Source organism: Rhizobium sp. 25PS6 (assembly GCF_032464655.1).
In the GTDB taxonomy this organism is placed as follows: Bacteria; Pseudomonadota; Alphaproteobacteria; order Rhizobiales; family Rhizobiaceae; genus Rhizobium; species Rhizobium laguerreae.
The window spans coordinates 93,362-109,922 of the sequence record NZ_JAWDIV010000009.1 but is presented as its reverse complement, the minus strand read 5'-3'; the positions used below and the strand labels follow the sequence as shown (position 1 = coordinate 109,922).

Below are 16,561 nucleotides of genomic sequence, written 5' to 3'. Positions count from 1 at the left end.
ATGGGCGGCGCGTAAGGCGTCCAGATCTAGTATCGGGTTCAAGAACATTGCCGGATCTTATAGAAGAAGTTTCTAATTCAATTTACAGTTATTTAGTACAACCTCGATAGCCTGATCGAATTCAGCTGTTCGGGGGGACGGATGTTTGCGGTCATCACATGTATTCGGGACTATCACGATTGGCGCCTGGTGCTTGTGGCGGCCGCGGTTTGCCTGATCGGCGCGATGGCAGCGATGCTGCTGCTTTCCCGCGCCCAGGAATGCGATGCCGGGCGACGCAAGCTCTGGATCGGCGCCGCGGCTTTTGCTTTCGGCACCGGCGTATGGGCAACCCACTTCATCGCGATGCTGGCCTATGACGGCGGCATGCCGATCGGCTACCAACTGGGCCTGACGACACTTTCTTTCCTCCTGTCGGTTGTCGGTTCGTGGGCGGCGATCCTCGTCGCTTCGGAAAGCCGCGGCAGGTTTTCTCGCATCCGCGGCGGCGTCCTGATGGCGCTCGGCATCGCCGCGATGCATCTGACCGGCATGCAGGCGATCGAAACGCAGGCGGTAATCGTCTACGACCCCTATATGACGTTGAGTGCGGTTCTCGCAGGAGCGCTGTTGTCAAGCGCCGCCTTCCACGCCTTTTTCGAATTGAAGGGACCGAGGCGGCTCCTCGCTTCGTCAATCACTTTTGTCCTCGCGATCTGCGCTCTCCATTTCATCTCGATGGCCAGCATCACGCTCGTGCCGGATCCCGGCAAAGAGGTTCCGGCAACGGTGCTCGATGCCAGCCTGCTTGCTGCGATCGTCGTTGTAGCGGCGACGACGCTCATTCTCATTGCGCTCGCAGCGGTCTTTATCGAAAGCCACCTGACGGATCTGAGGGGGCTCGCGAATGCCTCGCAGGAAGGGCTGCTGATCCTGCGGGAAGGCCGGATCATCGATGCCAATGAACGTTTCCAGGAACTCTCCGGCTGGAAGCTTGCCGATCTTGCCGGCAAGGCGCCCTCTGCTGTTTTGGGCGCCGTCCAGGGACAGAACAGGCTCGGCGAGACGCTGCTCAACACCAGGAACGGCAAGGAGACCGCCGTCGAAGTGAACACAAGCAGGATCGTCTATCGCGGGCACAATTGCGACGTTCTGGCGGTGCGCGATCTCAGTGAGCGCAGACAGGCCGAGGAAATGATCGAACATCTCGCCCACCACGATGTTCTCACCGATCTTCCGAACCGATCATTGTTCGACACGCGCATCCGCCAGGCGCTGCAAATGGCCGAACGAAAGAACGGCGAGGTTGCCCTCCTCTATATCGATCTCGATCGCTTCAAGACCGTCAACGACGTTTTCGGCCACGCCGAGGGTGACCGAATTCTCTGCAAAGTCGCCTCTATCCTGCGTCGCGTGACTGATGAAAGTGATACGATCGCCCGCCTCGGGGGCGATGAATTTGCCATCATCCAGCCCTCCGGACAGCAGCCGGCGGCAGCGCAGAAGCTCGCGGCCGTGATCCTCGACGAATTCGCCGTCGAGATGGATACGGCACGCGACCCGACCGCCGTCGGCGTCAGCCTTGGCATCGCCATTTATCCGGCCGACGGCAGCGATGCAGACGAGATCTGCAACAACGCTGATATCGCGCTCTACCGGGTCAAGCACGGTGGCCGCGGCAAGGCCTGTTTTTTCGATGCGGAAATGGACGAGGCCACACGAGCCCGCCGCCTGATCGAAAGCGAACTGCGCCACGCCATCACTCGCCATCAGATCCATCTCAGCTATCAGCCAATTCTCGATGCACATAGCGGCGTGATCAGCGGTTACGAGGCCTTGATGCGCTGGAACCGGCCGGGCCACGGTATATGCGAACCGGACGTCTTCATTCCGATCGCCGAGGAAAGCGGGTCGATAGTCCAACTCGGGGAATGGGTGCTGCAGCAGGCCTGCTCGGAGGCCGCTCGCTGGCCGCATCCGCTGACGATTGCCGTCAACGTCTCGCCGGTGCAGTTCATGCTGCCGAACCTGGCCGAGCGAATCGAAACAATCCTCGAGGAAACGCGGCTCGCGCCAGATCGGCTGGAAATTGAAATCACCGAGGCCGCTCTCTTCCGTGATCGCGATCGGGTGATGACCACGCTGCAGCGTCTGCGCAGTCTGGGAGTTCACATCGTCATGGACGACTTCGGCACCGGTTATTCCTCCCTTTCCAACCTGCGAACCTTCCCTTTCGACAAGATCAAGGTCGACCGCAGCTTCACCGGCATGCTGGAGCATGATGCGGCGGCGCGGTCGATCGTGCGCGCAATCATCGGCCTCGGTCACAGTCTCGGCATGCCTGTTGTGACGGAGGGCGTCGAAACCGAGACGCAGCGCCGGATCGTCGTCGAAGAAGGCTGCGCGCAGGTACAAGGTTTTTTGCTCGGCAAGCCGGATATCGAGCCGAGCATCAAGTTCGCCGCCCGCAGAAACTTCCTGTCTCCGACGGCCGACGCCGACGCGCTGCAGATATCGCGGTGGCGACCTACGCGTCTTGCCTGCGAGTAATCTGGGTCAAAGCGCCTTGGCGTTTTCCAGAAGCCGGCGGATATATTCAAGCGTCAGCTCGCGCTCGAAAACCCGAAACCCTTTAAACAGCGCAAGATCGGCCTCACGCGCGGTCTCGATCGCCTCGGCCTCCATGGCGCGGGCTCTCGGCGTCAGGAAGAGCAGTTGCGCCCGCTTGTCGGATGGATGCGGCCGGCGTTCGATTAGGCCGTCGCGGACCATGCGCGAAAGCGTATTGGCCATGGTCGCCTGCTCGATATCGACCCGCTCGAGAAGCTGTTTCTGGGTCAGCCCGTCCTCGGCCCAGAGTTCCAGCAGAATGGGGAACTGCCCAGGAGAAAAACCGAGCCCGACCGCGCGCTGGTGCAGCGAGCGGGCAAAACCCTTCGCCAGCTGGCTGGCAAGGTAGGCTCCCGAATCCATGCGGTTAAATCCCATGATTGCAAGTTAGGCTCAAAACCATGCCGGAGACAATGCAGCAAATCGCATACGATGCTCCATAACATGCAAGCGGCGATCAGAATTTCGAGTGTCTCGAAAAAACAAAAATCGCCATGGCCTGGAGGTTGGCCATGGCGACTTTAAAGTGGGGACAAAGGCCCGGAGAGGGGGGATAAGGCCTTTGTCCAAGCCTGACGCGGCGGGGGACAAGCCGGTAATCAGACCCGCGGCGCAATCAAGCGCCGGTGACATGGATTTGTGCCTTAGAATGTGGTTTTTCAAGGGAGGGCCATCGTTACAAATCGGTAACAGTTTGGTGAGCCGGAATCCCTGCCGCACAATTCCTGAGATCGGAATCGATGGAAGGATAAAATTATGCAGCAACGCCAAGTGCCCAGCGTCCTTTGCACGTCCGAAAATGCGCGCGGCGACGTAGCGCTCCGAGCGCCATAATCCTTTTCGCGCGCCGAACTTTATGCCGAACTCCATATGGACCTCGTCCCATGCCCGCGCTATCCATGCACGCATGAAAAAAGGCGATCACCTCTTCCTAGTCGATGGTTCCGGATTCATCTTCCGGGCGTTTCATGCACTGCCGCCGCTGACCCGCAAGACCGACGGCCTGCCGATCGGCGCCGTGTCCGGTTTCTGCAACATGCTGTGGAAGCTGCTGAGGGACGCGCGCAATACCGATGTCGGTGTGACCCCGACGCATCTTGCCGTCATCTTCGATTATTCCGCCAAGACGTTTCGCAAGGATCTCTACAACGCCTACAAGGCGAACCGCTCCGCGCCGCCGGAAGAACTCATCCCGCAATTCGGCCTTATAAGAGAGGCGACCCGCGCCTTCAATCTGCCCTGCATCGAGACCGAAGGCTTCGAGGCCGACGACATCATCGCCACCTATGCCCGCCAGGCCGAAGCGACCGGCGCCGATGTCACCATCGTCTCCTCCGACAAGGATCTGATGCAGCTCGTCAGCCCCAATGTCCATATGTATGACAGCATGAAGGACAAGCAGATCGGCATTCCCGATGTCATCGAGAAATGGGGCGTGCCGCCGGAAAAGATGATCGACCTGCAGGCGATGACCGGCGATTCGGTCGACAATGTTCCCGGCATTCCCGGCATCGGCCCGAAAACCGCCGCCCAACTTCTCGAGGAATACGGCGATCTCGATACGCTGCTCGAACGCGCCACCGAGATCAAGCAGGTCAAGCGCCGCGAGACGATCCTCGCCAATATCGACATGGCCAGGCTCTCGCGCGATCTCGTGCGGCTGCGCACCGATGTGCCGCTCGATCTCGATCTCGACGGGCTGGTGCTTGAACCGCAGAACGGTCCGAAGCTGATCGGCTTCCTGAAGACGATGGAATTCACCACGCTGACGCGCCGCGTCGCCGAAGCCTGCGATTGCGATGCGAGCGCCATCGAACCGGCGATCGTCCGCATCGAATGGGGTGAGACGGCCCGCGGCCCGGATCTCGATGCGGCCGAGCCCGAGCCCGTTGCCGGCGGCATCCCCGATGTTTCCGGCGAATCCGTGCCGGTGCCGCCGCGTGCAAAGGCGAAGACCGCGGTCGAAGGCGCCTTTTCGCCCGCCGATCTTGCCAAGGCGCGGGCCGAGGCCTTCGCGACGCTGCCCTTCGATCATTCGACCTATGCCACGATCCGCGATCTGGCGACGCTCGACCGCTGGATTGCCGATGCGCGCGCCACCGGCCTCGTTGCTTTCGATACCGAGACCACCTCGCTGGATGCGATGCAGGCCGAGCTTGTCGGCTTTTCGCTGGCGATCGCCGACAATACGGCTGATCCCACCGGCACGAAGATCCGCGCCGCCTATGTGCCGCTCGTCCATAAGAACGGCGTCGGCGATCTGCTCGGCGGCGGCCTTGCCGAAAACCAGATTCCCATGGGCGATGCCCTGCCACGGCTGAAGGCATTGCTGGAAGACGAATCGGTTCTCAAGGTCGCCCAGAACCTGAAATACGATTACCTGCTGATGAAGCGCTACGGCATCGAGACCAGGAGTTTCGACGACACGATGCTGATCTCCTACGTGCTCGATGCCGGCACCGGCGCGCATGGCATGGACCCGCTCTCGGAAAAATTCCTCGGCCATACCCCGATCCCCTACAAGGACGTGGCGGGCAGCGGCAAGGCGAACGTCACCTTCGATCTGGTCGATATCGACCGCGCCACCCACTATGCCGCCGAAGATGCCGAGGTGACGCTGCGCCTCTGGCTGGTGCTGAAGCCGCGTCTGGCGGCGGCGGGATTGACCAGCGTCTATGAACGGCTGGAGCGGCCGCTATTGCCGGTGCTGGCGCGCATGGAAGCGCGCGGCATCACCGTCGACCGGCAGATCCTGTCGCGCCTCTCCGGCGAGCTGGCCCAGAGTGCAGCAAGGCTGGAGGACGAGATTTACGTGCTGGCCGGCGAGCGCTTCAATATCGGTTCGCCGAAGCAGCTGGGCGATATCCTGTTCGGCAAGATGGGCCTTGCCGGCGGCAACAAAACGAAGACAGGCCAATGGTCCACCTCCGCGCAGGTGCTCGAGGATCTGGCCGCCGCCGGTTTCGAATTGCCGCGCAAGATCGTCGACTGGCGCCAGGTCACCAAGCTGAAATCCACCTATACCGACGCACTTCCGGGTTACGTTCACCCCGAGACAAAGCGGGTCCACACCTCCTACTCGCTGGCATCGACGACCACGGGGCGCCTGTCCTCGTCCGAGCCGAACCTGCAGAACATTCCGGTGCGCACCGCCGAAGGCCGCAAGATCCGCACCGCCTTCATCTCGACGCCTGGCCACAAGCTGATCTCTGCCGACTACAGCCAGATCGAACTGCGCGTGCTTGCCCATGTGGCCGAGATCCCGCAACTGACCAAGGCCTTCGAAGATGGCGTCGACATCCACGCCATGACGGCGTCGGAAATGTTCGGCGTGCCGGTGGAAGGTATGCCGGGCGAGGTGCGCCGCCGCGCCAAGGCGATCAATTTCGGCATCATCTACGGCATCTCGGCCTTCGGGCTTGCCAATCAGCTTTCGATCGAGCGTTCGGAAGCCGGCGACTACATCAAGAAGTATTTCGAGCGTTTCCCCGGCATCCGCGACTATATGGAAAGCCGAAAGGCCATGGCGCGCGACAAGGGTTACGTCGAAACGATCTTCGGCCGCCGCATCAACTATCCCGAAATCCGCTCTTCCAATCCATCCGTGCGCGCCTTTAACGAGCGTGCGGCGATCAACGCGCCGATCCAGGGCTCGGCTGCCGACGTCATCCGCCGGGCGATGATCAAGATAGAGCCGGCGCTTGTTGAAGTCGGCCTTGCCGATCGCGTCCGCATGCTGCTGCAGGTGCATGACGAACTCATCTTCGAGGTCGAGGACGAGGATGTCGAAAAGGCGATGCCGGTCATCGTCTCGGTCATGGAAAACGCCACCATGCCGGCGCTGGAAATGCGCGTGCCGCTGAGGGTCGATGCCCGCGCCGCCACCAATTGGGACGAGGCGCATTAAAAGCATGTCGCGCAAAACTGTGCGGCGGTTTTGCGACAACGACATGCGTGGAAATAAAGCCTAAAGCGCCAGCAGCGATCTGAAAGATTGCGACGCGCTTCAGAGCACCTCCCCTAAATTGGCAAAGATTTTTCTCACTGCCAGAACTCATTGAAAGTGCAGCGATTTATCCCAAGGGGTCGTATCGGAACGATACGGCTGGAAGGAACTTATTAACCTTCCTTTTCTATCCCGGTAGGGTCGTAATTTGCAAAGCATGAGTGAGTAGCGGACGCATGCGTTTTCCCAGAACCAATTTGACGGATGCCGGAGATTTTTCCAGCGAGATTGAAACGGACCTTCCGGAGGAAAACCCAGGGGAGAAGCCGGCGGCGCCCATCTGGCAGAGCAACTTTTCCCTCGCGCCGAACGTCCGTTTCACCCGCACGCCGGAAACGCTGATCAGCAGGCGGCGCGCGCCGAATGAGCCGGTTCGCGATGATTCGCAGATTGGACAGCAGGCGATACGGATAGAGCCGGTTGCCGTTGATGTGCCGTTCGATATCTATCTGCCGGAGCCGGACGAAATTTCCGCAGCACCGCACAGGATCGAACTGCAGCAGGCACCTTTGCTTGACGAGCCCGGCGCGCCCGCCTTCCGCGCCAGCGCCGAGCTTTCCTCCATTTCGGATTTCGCCTTCTGGGAAGTCATGGCCTTCGAAGAGGTCGAGCCGGTTCGCGCGCCGCCGTTGATATCCTTCCCGAAGACCGAGACCTCGCCCGAATCGATCACGTCGCTGTTCCGGATCATGGAATGGCGCCCCGGCCGGCCGGCTCCGGCTCCCGTCGTCTCTCGCCCGGCCCCCCAGCCGGCCGCGGTCTCCGCAAAGGTCGCCGTGCGCCCTGCGGCCGCAATATCCCTGGAAAAGCCCAGGCGCATTCCTGTCGAGGCACCGGTCGCGCCGGCCCCCCGGGCTGCGCCGGCTCCTCACATCGTATCGCCCCCTCAGGTCGCGCCGGCGCCGCAGCGCACGCCGCCCGTCGCAGCGGTCCTGCCGTCGCCGCGCCTGGCGGTGAGGCCCGAAAGGATCGATGCATCCGGCTATGAATTGCCGCCGCGTGCCCTTCTGCAGGAGCCTCCGGAACGCTTGGGCGAGATCATGTCGCAGGAGACGCTGGAGCAGAATGCCGGGCTTCTGGAAAGCGTGCTGGAAGATTTCGGCATCAAGGGCGAGATCATCCATGTCCGTCCCGGCCCCGTCGTCACCCTCTATGAATTCGAGCCGGCGCCGGGTGTGAAATCGTCGCGTGTCATCGGCCTTGCCGATGATATCGCCCGCTCTATGTCGGCGCTCTCGGCCCGCGTTGCCGTGGTCCCCGGCCGCAACGTCATCGGCATCGAATTGCCGAATGTCACACGCGAAACCGTTTACTTCCGCGAGATGATCGAGAGCCAGGATTTCGAGAAGAGTGGCTACAAGCTGGCGCTCGGCCTCGGCAAGACCATCGGCGGCGAACCTGTCATTGCCGAGCTCGCCAAGATGCCGCATCTGCTCGTCGCCGGCACCACCGGTTCCGGCAAGTCGGTCGCCATCAATACGATGATCCTGTCGCTGCTCTACCGCATGACGCCGGAACAGTGCCGGCTGATCATGGTCGACCCGAAGATGCTCGAACTGTCTGTCTATGACGGCATCCCGCATCTGCTGACGCCCGTCGTCACCGATCCGAAAAAGGCGGTCATGGCGCTGAAATGGGCCGTGCGCGAAATGGAAGAGCGCTATCGCAAGATGTCGCGCCTTGGTGTCCGCAACATCGACGGTTACAACGACCGCGTCGCCCAGGCCCGCGAAAAGGGCGAGACCATCCATGTCATGGTCCAGGTCGGCTTCGACAAGGGCACCGGCACTCCGATCGAGGAAAGCCAGGCACTGGACCTGACGCCGATGCCTTATATCGTCGTCATCGTCGACGAGATGGCCGACCTGATGATGGTCGCCGGCAAGGACATCGAAGGTGCGATCCAACGCCTCGCCCAGATGGCGCGTGCCGCCGGCATCCATCTGATCATGGCGACACAGCGTCCGTCGGTCGACGTCATCACCGGCACGATCAAGGCGAACTTCCCGACCCGCATCTCCTTCCAGGTGACCTCGAAGATCGACAGCCGCACCATTCTCGGCGAACAGGGCGCCGAGCAGCTGCTCGGTCAGGGAGATATGCTGCATATGCAGGGCGGCGGGCGGATTTCCCGTGTCCACGGTCCCTTCGTCTCGGATGTCGAGGTCGAAAAGGTCGTTGCCCATCTGAAGACCCAGGGCCGCCCGGAATATCTCGACACCGTCACCGCCGACGAGGAGGAAGAGACGGAAGAGGAAGAAGCCGGCGCCGTCTTCGACAAGAGCGCCATGGCTTCGGAGGATGGCAACGAGCTTTACGAGCAGGCGGTCAAGGTCGTCATGCGTGACAAGAAATGCTCGACCTCCTACATCCAGCGCCGCCTCGGCATCGGCTACAACCGCGCTGCCTCATTGGTGGAACGCATGGAAAAGGAAGGCCTCGTCGGCCCCGCCAACCATGTCGGCAAGCGCGAGATCGTATCGGGACGGGGCGACGGCGAGTAATCGCCGGCGGCCAGGGCGTCTGACGGATTCCTGTTTTACATCATCGAGGCAGCCAGCCGAACCGTCTCGCTGACAAACTCGGTCTTTCCGCCGGTATAAAAATCCCAATCGCCGTCTGCCTCCGCAGCCAGCTGGCGTTTCAGATCGGCATAGGCCTTGGCCCTCTCGGTGTGATCCCTGAGATAATCGCGAAACAGAATGCGCTCCCGATGCGCGCGATTATTAGGCCCGCAAAGATAGAGCTTGAAGCCATAACCTTCACGATCGCGCGTGAAGGCCCAGCGTTGCTCTCCTGTATCGCCGTGGAAGACGAAATCCGCCGCGCGCACGACCTCGATCGCCGCCGGCAGGAATGCCTCGGATATCATCACGGCATCGAGGTCGATCTTCGGCTTGGCCGCCAGGCCAGCCACTGATGTGCTGCCGATATGATCGATGGAAAGCAGGCAGTCGCCGAGCAACGCGGAGACCTCGGTGCTGATCTCGGCAAACAGCCGCGGCCAGGAAGGATCGTAGTCGACCACCTTGATGACGCGCATGCCCTTCCTCTCGATCTGGTCAGGGCGCCTTGGTCAGCAATCCGTCGAGGATCTCGATCATCTTCTGCTCGGCCTCTTCGAGCGAGCCGCTATTGTCGAGCTCCACCACGTCATATTCGCCGCGCACCGTCAGTGGTCCGCGGGCAAGCCGGGCCATGATATCCTCATGCGTCTCGCGGCCGCGCGCCTCCAGCCGGCCGGCGAGCACCTCTGGACTGGCGGTAACGTTGATGACCTTCAGCCGCGGGAAGGCGGCCTGGAAGCGATGAAGCGCCGAGCGCGAGCCGTTGGCGACGACGACATGGCCCCTTGACAGCGCCACCGAAACCTCGGCCGGAATGCCGTATTTCAGGCCATGCGCTTCCCACCAGACGGCGAAGGAGCCTGACTGCTCCATGGAGGCAAAACCTTCGAGGGAGACGGAAAGATGGTCTTCGCCGCCGGCGTCACGGTGACGGGTGATGACGCGGCGGACGAAATGCACATCGTCGCGGCCCTTGAAACGCCGGGCCGCGAGGTTCATCAGCGTGTCCTTGCCAGCGCCGCTCGGTCCGACGACGACGACCATGATGCCGCGCTCGGCTCCGGCTCCGGGGTGGGGTTCGTGCGACATCATGCGACACGGTGTCCCTGGCGCCAGACCGAGCGTGTCACCGGCACGCCGTGCGAACGGTGGACGCGCACGAGATCGGCGCGCAGCCCCGCCGCGATCCGGCCGCGGTCATCGAGACTGACGGTGCGGGCGGGCGTCGACGTCACCATGGCGATCGCCTTCGGCAGGCTGATGCTCTCCACCTCGTCGGCGAGGATGAACGGCGCATGCAGCAGGCTGAGCGGTACGTAGTCGGAGGAAAGCACGTCGAGCACCCCCATTTCGGCAAGGTCGCGGGCGGCGATATTGCCGGAATGCGACTTACCGCGCACGATGTTCGGCGCCCCCATCAGTACGCTCATGCCGTGTCCGTGCGATGCCCGGGCGGCATCGAAGCTGGTCGGGAATTCGGCCAGGCGCACGCCGTTGTCGATCGCTTCGTCGACATGCGAGAGCGTCGCATCATCATGGCTTGCCACGGTGATGCCGCGCTCGGCGCAGACATTGGCGATGGCGGTGCGGTGCGGCGTCGAATTGCGCGCCGATTCTGCCTGGCGCTTGGCGACGAAACGGGCGAAGGCCTCGTCGCTCAGCCCCCGCTTCTTCTGGTAGTAGAAAATATACTGATCCATCGTCTGGAACTGACGCTGGCCGGGTGCATGATCCATCAGCGAGACGAGCCGCACATGCCGGTCGTTTTCGAAATCGGCGAAATGTTCGAGCACATTGTCGGCCGAGACCTCGCAGCGCAGGTGGATGAGGTGCTCGGCGCGCAGCCTGCCTTCCGTCTCCGCCGACTGGATGGCATCGGCCATCTCGCGCATTTCGCCATGTTCGAAGCCGCCGTCCTCGTCCGCACCCATGCGCAGGCAGTCGAACACAGTGGTGATGCCTGATGTGACGATCTGGGCGTCATGCGCCTGGATGGCGGCGGTCTTGTTCCAGCGGATGCCGGGGCGCGGCTGATAATGCCCTTCGAGATGGTCGGTGTGCAGCTCTACAAGGCCGGGAATGATGTAGTCGCCTTCAAAATCTTCGCCGGCTACCGAGTTGCCCTCGGAGATATCGGCGATCTTCCCGTCGCGAATGAGGATCGAGCCCGAGAGGATGTCGTCCTCGAGAACGATGCGGGCGTTGGAAAACACGGTCTCTTTGCTCATGGCGTCAGGTCTTTCAGCTTTTGGCGCCGGCAAGCGGCAGCCAGGAATGAACTTTGAATGGGGCGCCGCGCGTCTCCTCGATGAAAACGGCAAGGCCGGAAATCGAAAGCGGCCGGCCGGTGAAATCGGCAAAGCGCTCGGTCAGGATCGCTTTCATCACCGCGGCGCGTGTCTCGGGCACCTGGCCGCTCAGTGTCATGTGAAAGCCGAAATCCTCCATGACGTAAGGATAACCCCAGCGTTGCAGATGGGCGCGCTGGCTGTCGCTGAGCTTCTCCGGGTTGCGCCGCGTCATATCGGCCTCGGAAAGTGCTGCGCGGAACGGCTCGAACGACCTTACCACCTTCGCGGCGAAATCCTGAAGCGGTTGATGAAGAGAACCGGGAACGAGGGCAAAAAAACGGCCGAGCTGGCCAAGCACAAGTTCAGGAATCTCGAAGGCTTGCGTGCGCTGGGCAAAATCCTCGGCAACGGCCATGAGATCCTTCTCGGTGACGGAGGAGGCGAGTGAGAACGGCGCCTTGATCGTGGCGTGAAAGCCGTAGCGGCGGGGGTCGGCGGTCAGCTCGAACTGTTCTGCAGCACCCAGCTGCTCATGTTCCGGTGCAGGATAGGTCTCGCCGGTGAAGGCATTGCGGCCGAGCCAGAACGAGGCCGCGCCGGTCAGGGGATCATCCTTCGGCGGCGAGAAATAGAGAGCGTAGCGCAAGGCTTTTATCCTGGGGATCGTCCAAACGGGGGAGCGCACTGTGCAGTGATTTGGCGGCGAACCGCAAGCAGGCTCCCGGCTAAAAGATTTCCGTGACAGAATGATGATGGCGTCAATTCGTCAGTGGCCCTTTTTTCCCATCACGCGCGAACGCAGCGCATTCGAGAGGTTGTCGAAGGCGAAGACCACGAGGAGGATCAGCAGGACCATATAGGCGACTTTGTCCCAGTCCGAATTGGTCTTCATGGATTCGAGCAGCTTGAGGCCGATGCCGCCCGCACCGACGGCGCCGATGACGGTCGCCGAGCGGGTATTCGATTCCCAGAAGTAGAGCGATTGCGAGATGAACACCGGCAGGACCTGGGGGATGACGCCGTAGCGTTGGACGGCCACCGGTGTCGCACCGACCGATCTCACGCCCTCACGCTGTTTGTCGTCAATGTTCTCGAGCGCTTCGGCATATACCTTTCCGAGCGCGCCCGTATCGGTGAAGAAGATCGCCGCGATGCCCGGAAGCGGCCCTGGGCCGAAGGCACGGGTGAAGAACAACGCCCAGATCAGCATGTCGATCGAGCGCAGGAAATCGAAGAGCCGCTTCGTGCCCCAGTTCGCAGCGCGGCTCCGCGTGATGTTGCGCGCGGCGATGAAGGCAAGCGGGAAAGCGACCAGCGTGCCGAAGAGCGTACCGACAAAGGCCATGACCAGCGTCTGCATCAACTTCGACAGGATGTCGCCATGCTGCCAGCTTGCGTTGTTCAGGAAGTTGTCCAACGCCAGCGAGGCATTGGACTGATTGGGATCGAGCCGTTCGCCGGAGAACATCAGGCCGACCACCTCAGGCAGGTTCCGGCCCCAGAAGGGCGACTGCGTATCGAAGAAGAAGTTCGCCCAGCCGAGAAAGCGGCGCTGGACATAGACCTGGCTGGTACGGATTTCCGCCTGTCCCGCGAAGCCGTAATAGACGATCACCTTGTTGTCGTCCTGCTCCATCTGGGCAGGCGCATCGGCCGGCAGGGAGGCGCGATCGCGGGTGACGGTCACGGGATAGAGCTTGCCGCCGATATAGAGGTCGACGCGGCTCGGCGTCACTTCCATGCGGTCCTCGTCGCCACCGAAGATGACGGTGTATCGGCTGCTGTCGGCATTGGGCTTCAGCCAGTTGATATCGGCGCCCTCGGGATACTGGCGGCGGCTCGTCCATTGGGGGACGACCTGATCGTTCTGGAAACGCAGGCGCGGCTGGGCGCGCCAGGAATACCAGTCCTGGACATAGATCGCAGCACGGTCCCAGTTGCCGTTCACAAAGGTGGGGATGACGTTGAAGAACGCGAAGCAGAAGGCAAGATAAATGAAAACCGCAGCTGAAATGAGGAGCAGACCCCAGCGTTGCATGAAGCTGCGATGGAAGACGTCCGGATAGGCGGAAAGCAGTCGTTCGCGCTCGGCGGCGTTGATCGTCGGAACCGAGGACATCAGGCTGCTCCCTGTCCGAATTCGAAGGACTGCTTGCCGATCAGCCGGCGGCGCAGCCAGGCGGAGAATTGGTCGACGCAAATGACGGTGATCAGCAGCAGGATGATGATCGCATAGGTCTTGGCAGCATGGTCGCGTCCGATCGACAGACTGAAGACCTCACCTATGCCACCGCCGCCGACGGCGCCGATTATAGTCGAGGCGCGCACGTTGATCTCAGTCCGCAGCAGCGTGTAGGAGACGAAGTTCGGCAACACCTGCGGCAGGATCGCGAAGCGCACACGCTCCAGCCAGCTGGCGCCGGCGGCGCGCAGCCCTTCATCCGGCTTCATGTCGGCATTCTCGACGACTTCGAAGAACAGCTTCCCAAGCGCGCCGACGGTATGGACCCATACCGCGATGATCGCTGAAATCGGACCGATCGACAGGATCGCGGCGAGAAGACCGGCGACGACGATTTCCGGGAAGGCGCGCATGATTTCCATGATGCGCCGCACGACCCAGCGCGTCACGCCTGCACCGACCAGATTGGTGGAAGCGAAAAAGCAGAGCAAGAACGCGCCGCTCGCACCGAGAATGGTGGAGACGATGGCGATGTTGAGCGTGATCGCGAGCTGGTAGAAGAAATTCGGGATGTAGAAACTATCGGTGATCCAGACGCGGTCGCTTGTATAGTCGTATTTGATCGAACCATCGGAGAAGGGCGACGGCAGGTCGAACATGGCGCGGAAGATCTCCAGCGGACTGTCCGGCACGAAGCTCTTCATGAAGTCGAAGAAATAGGGAAGGCGCTCGAAGAACTTGCCCGAATTGGCGCTGTTGGCGAAGTCGAGCGAGGCGCCGAGGATGATCAGGAAGACCACGATTGAAACGACGGTATAGATCCGCCGCGTTCGAACCTGGCTCTGATAATGATCGAGGATGGTGCGGGAGCCCTCCTGCAATCCGCTCAGAGAGTCCGCGCCGGCCGAGTGCGCCATATGTGGCTTCCTTCTTGGAAAACGGCGGCATCATCATGATGCCGCCGCAAGACTGTTCAGACTGAGGATCAGCCGCCGATAACGGCCTTACGGGCGTCGATGATCGTCTGGTAGAAGCTCTGGTCGACCGGCGCCCAATCAACGTAGCCGCCGCCCGTGAACGATTCGAAGCAGCTCTTGTCTGTCTTCGGCAGTTCGGCGAAGTAGGTGGTAACCTTCTTCTGGACGTCGGCCGGCAGCTTCTGGGAAACCATCAGCGGACCGTTCGGGATGAGCGGCGACTTCCAGACTTCGACGATATCGTCCATGTCGAGCAGGCCCTTGGTGACCATCTGGTGCAGGTTGCCGGAGGAATAGCCCTGCGCCCAGTCGCCCTGACCGGAACCGAAGGTGGTACCAACGTCGAACTTTTTGTCGAGAACGCCGAGAACCAGGTTCTCGTGGCCGCCGCCGAAGCCGGTTTCAGAGAAGTACTGCTTGACTGGAGCGCCGGTGTCCTTCGGAAGGGCAACGTTAGGAACAAGATAGCCGGAGGTAGAGTCCGGATCGGCGAAGCCGAGCTTCTTGCCCTTGGCGTCGGCGAGCGTCTTGATGCCGGAATCCTTGCGGGCAACCATGATCGAGTAGTATCCGGTCGAACCGTCGGCCTGCTTGGTGGTCAGGACCGGAGTGACGGCGTTCGGATCCTTGATATAGATCGCGGCGTAAGAGGCGGCGCCCATGACGGCGAGGTCGATCGTGCCGCCAAGGAGACCCTGGATGACGCCGTTGTAGTTCGGCGACGGGAAGAGCTGAACTTCAGAAACGCCAGTGGCAGCGATCAGGCCCGGCTTGACGCACTCGGTGCGGCGAACCTGGTCGGCTTCGTTTTCACCGCCATCGAGACCGATGCGGAGGACCTTGACGTCCTGGGCAGCAGCATTGCCGGCGAGGGCGGCGACGGCGATGGTTGCCATCAGGATCTTGCGGAATGCAGACATGGAAGTCTCCTTTTGTGACATGGTTTGTTTGTCAGTTATTTTTCCGACCGTTGTCCCGTCGGCCGGAAACGGGTCAGTGCACGGCGGCTGCTTTGGCCACCCTGCCGGATGAGATATCCTCGGCGCGACGCTTGGATTCGAGGCTGGTTGAGGTCATCGTTTCGTCGATGCCGGCGCCGTCCTTGTCCGTCCCGTAGATTTCCTTCACCGCTTCGGCAGTCAGCTCCGAGGGCTTGCCGTCGAAGACGACGCGGCCGCCGGCCATGCCGACGATGCGCTCACAATAGTTGCGGGCGGTGTCGAGCGTGTGAAGGTTGGTGATGACGGTGATGCCCTCGCGCTCGTTGATATCGCGCAGCGCATCCATGACGATCTTGGCGTTCAGCGGATCGAGCGAGGCGATCGGCTCGTCGGCGAGCACCATTTTCGGGTTCTGCATCAGCGCGCGGGCGATCGCCACGCGCTGCTGCTGGCCGCCGGAAAGCGTGCCGGCTGCCTGAAGCGCCGTCTGCTCGATGCCGAGGCGTTCGAGTGCCGCGATGGCATGCACGCGTTCCTCGCGGGTGAAGATGTTGAGCAGGCTCATAAGCGTCGAGCGATGATTGAGGCGGCCGAGCATGACATTGGTGAGAACGTCGAGGCGCGGCACCAGGTTGAACTGCTGGAAGATCATCGCGCAGTCGCGCTGCCAGTTGCGCAACGCCTGGCCGCGAAGCCCGGAGACCTCGACGCCGGCGAAATGAACGGAGCCGGAGCTCGGCTCCTGAAGGCGGTTGATCATGCGCAGCAGCGTCGACTTGCCGGCGCCGGAGCGGCCGATGATGCCGACCATCTGGCCTTGGGGAATGGCGAGCGTGACGGAATCGACAGCGAGCTTTTTTCCGAAACGACGTGTGACATTCTTCAGCTCGAACATCATGCTCTTCCCTTGCAATCCATGCCTTAATCAGCATCGCATTAGTCCCGCTTGATGAACCTCGCATGTCATATTTGTGTAAGTCCTGTCACAATTCTTCGCTCCCATATCGG

General features: G+C 61.6%; 12 protein-coding genes. 3 read left to right on the top strand and 9 right to left on the bottom strand.

What is annotated here, in order from left to right:
* Window positions 1–141: 141 nt before the first annotated feature.
* Complete coding sequence (locus RWK44_RS14755) at window positions 142–2,529, top strand: bifunctional diguanylate cyclase/phosphodiesterase (protein WP_316029004.1); 2,388 nt, start codon at window positions 142–144, stop codon at window positions 2,527–2,529.
* Window positions 2,530–2,535: 6 nt separating this feature from the next.
* On the opposite strand, the gene RWK44_RS14750 is transcribed toward RWK44_RS14755, so the two are convergent.
* Window positions 2,536–2,952 carry a MarR family winged helix-turn-helix transcriptional regulator gene (locus RWK44_RS14750; protein WP_003544385.1) on the bottom strand — a complete coding sequence of 139 codons (417 nt, stop codon included), beginning with the start codon at window positions 2,950–2,952 and terminating at the stop codon, window positions 2,536–2,538.
* Between the two features lie 544 nt (window positions 2,953–3,496).
* Here RWK44_RS14750 and polA point away from each other — a divergent pair.
* On the top strand, window positions 3,497–6,496 hold the full coding sequence (gene polA / locus RWK44_RS14745) for a DNA polymerase I (RefSeq protein WP_316029003.1): 3,000 nt from the start codon (window positions 3,497–3,499) through the stop codon (window positions 6,494–6,496).
* 275 nt (window positions 6,497–6,771) lie between these two features.
* Window positions 6,772–9,099, top strand: a complete 2,328-nt coding sequence (locus tag RWK44_RS14740; protein ID WP_316029002.1) for a DNA translocase FtsK — start codon at window positions 6,772–6,774, stop codon at window positions 9,097–9,099.
* Window positions 9,100–9,134: 35 nt separating this feature from the next.
* On the opposite strand, the gene RWK44_RS14735 is transcribed toward RWK44_RS14740, so the two are convergent.
* From RWK44_RS14735 to phnC, 8 genes are all read right to left on the bottom strand, one after another.
* The gene (locus tag RWK44_RS14735) at window positions 9,135–9,638 is read right to left on the bottom strand and encodes a GrpB family protein (RefSeq protein ID WP_316029001.1); all 504 of its coding nucleotides are present in this window, start codon (window positions 9,636–9,638) and stop codon (window positions 9,135–9,137) included.
* Window positions 9,639–9,657: 19 nt separating this feature from the next.
* Window positions 9,658–10,254, bottom strand: a complete 597-nt coding sequence (phnN, locus tag RWK44_RS14730) for a phosphonate metabolism protein/1,5-bisphosphokinase (PRPP-forming) PhnN (protein WP_316029000.1) — start codon at window positions 10,252–10,254, stop codon at window positions 9,658–9,660.
* The gene (locus RWK44_RS14725; RefSeq protein WP_316028999.1) at window positions 10,251–11,390 is read right to left on the bottom strand and encodes an alpha-D-ribose 1-methylphosphonate 5-triphosphate diphosphatase; all 1,140 of its coding nucleotides are present in this window, start codon (window positions 11,388–11,390) and stop codon (window positions 10,251–10,253) included. Before RWK44_RS14725 ends, phnN begins: the two co-directional genes overlap by 4 nt.
* Window positions 11,391–11,403: 13 nt before the next feature.
* Complete coding sequence (locus RWK44_RS14720) at window positions 11,404–12,099, bottom strand: DUF1045 domain-containing protein (protein WP_316028998.1); 696 nt, start codon at window positions 12,097–12,099, stop codon at window positions 11,404–11,406.
* A 120-nt stretch (window positions 12,100–12,219) separates the two neighbouring features.
* Window positions 12,220–13,572, bottom strand: a complete 1,353-nt coding sequence (gene phnE, locus RWK44_RS14715; RefSeq protein WP_316028997.1) for a phosphonate ABC transporter, permease protein PhnE — start codon at window positions 13,570–13,572, stop codon at window positions 12,220–12,222.
* Complete coding sequence (phnE, locus tag RWK44_RS14710) at window positions 13,572–14,552, bottom strand: phosphonate ABC transporter, permease protein PhnE (protein WP_316028996.1); 981 nt, start codon at window positions 14,550–14,552, stop codon at window positions 13,572–13,574. Before phnE (RWK44_RS14710) ends, phnE (RWK44_RS14715) begins: the two co-directional genes overlap by 1 nt.
* Window positions 14,553–14,620: 68 nt before the next feature.
* Window positions 14,621–15,532 (bottom strand): phosphonate ABC transporter substrate-binding protein, encoded by a 912-nt coding sequence (phnD, locus tag RWK44_RS14705; protein ID WP_316028995.1) that lies wholly within the window; start codon window positions 15,530–15,532, stop codon window positions 14,621–14,623.
* A 73-nt stretch (window positions 15,533–15,605) separates the two neighbouring features.
* Window positions 15,606–16,448 carry a phosphonate ABC transporter ATP-binding protein gene (gene phnC / locus RWK44_RS14700; protein ID WP_080635909.1) on the bottom strand — a complete coding sequence of 281 codons (843 nt, stop codon included), beginning with the start codon at window positions 16,446–16,448 and terminating at the stop codon, window positions 15,606–15,608.
* Window positions 16,449–16,561: the final 113 nt, after the last annotated feature.

Coding starts and splice junctions, on each gene's coding strand:
- RWK44_RS14755 (WP_316029004.1), top strand. CDS start 142: ATGTTTGCGGTCATCACATGTATTCGGGACTATCACGATTGGCGCCTG.
- RWK44_RS14750 (WP_003544385.1), bottom strand. CDS start 2,952: ATGGATTCGGGAGCCTACCTTGCCAGCCAGCTGGCGAAGGGTTTTGCC.
- polA (WP_316029003.1), top strand. CDS start 3,497: ATGAAAAAAGGCGATCACCTCTTCCTAGTCGATGGTTCCGGATTCATC.
- RWK44_RS14740 (WP_316029002.1), top strand. CDS start 6,772: ATGCGTTTTCCCAGAACCAATTTGACGGATGCCGGAGATTTTTCCAGC.
- RWK44_RS14735 (WP_316029001.1), bottom strand. CDS start 9,638: ATGCGCGTCATCAAGGTGGTCGACTACGATCCTTCCTGGCCGCGGCTG.
- phnN (WP_316029000.1), bottom strand. CDS start 10,254: ATGATGTCGCACGAACCCCACCCCGGAGCCGGAGCCGAGCGCGGCATC.
- RWK44_RS14725 (WP_316028999.1), bottom strand. CDS start 11,390: ATGAGCAAAGAGACCGTGTTTTCCAACGCCCGCATCGTTCTCGAGGAC.
- phnE (WP_316028997.1), bottom strand. CDS start 13,572: ATGTCCTCGGTTCCGACGATCAACGCCGCCGAGCGCGAACGACTGCTT.
- phnE (WP_316028996.1), bottom strand. CDS start 14,552: ATGGCGCACTCGGCCGGCGCGGACTCTCTGAGCGGATTGCAGGAGGGC.
- phnD (WP_316028995.1), bottom strand. CDS start 15,532: ATGTCTGCATTCCGCAAGATCCTGATGGCAACCATCGCCGTCGCCGCC.
- phnC (WP_080635909.1), bottom strand. CDS start 16,448: ATGTTCGAGCTGAAGAATGTCACACGTCGTTTCGGAAAAAAGCTCGCT.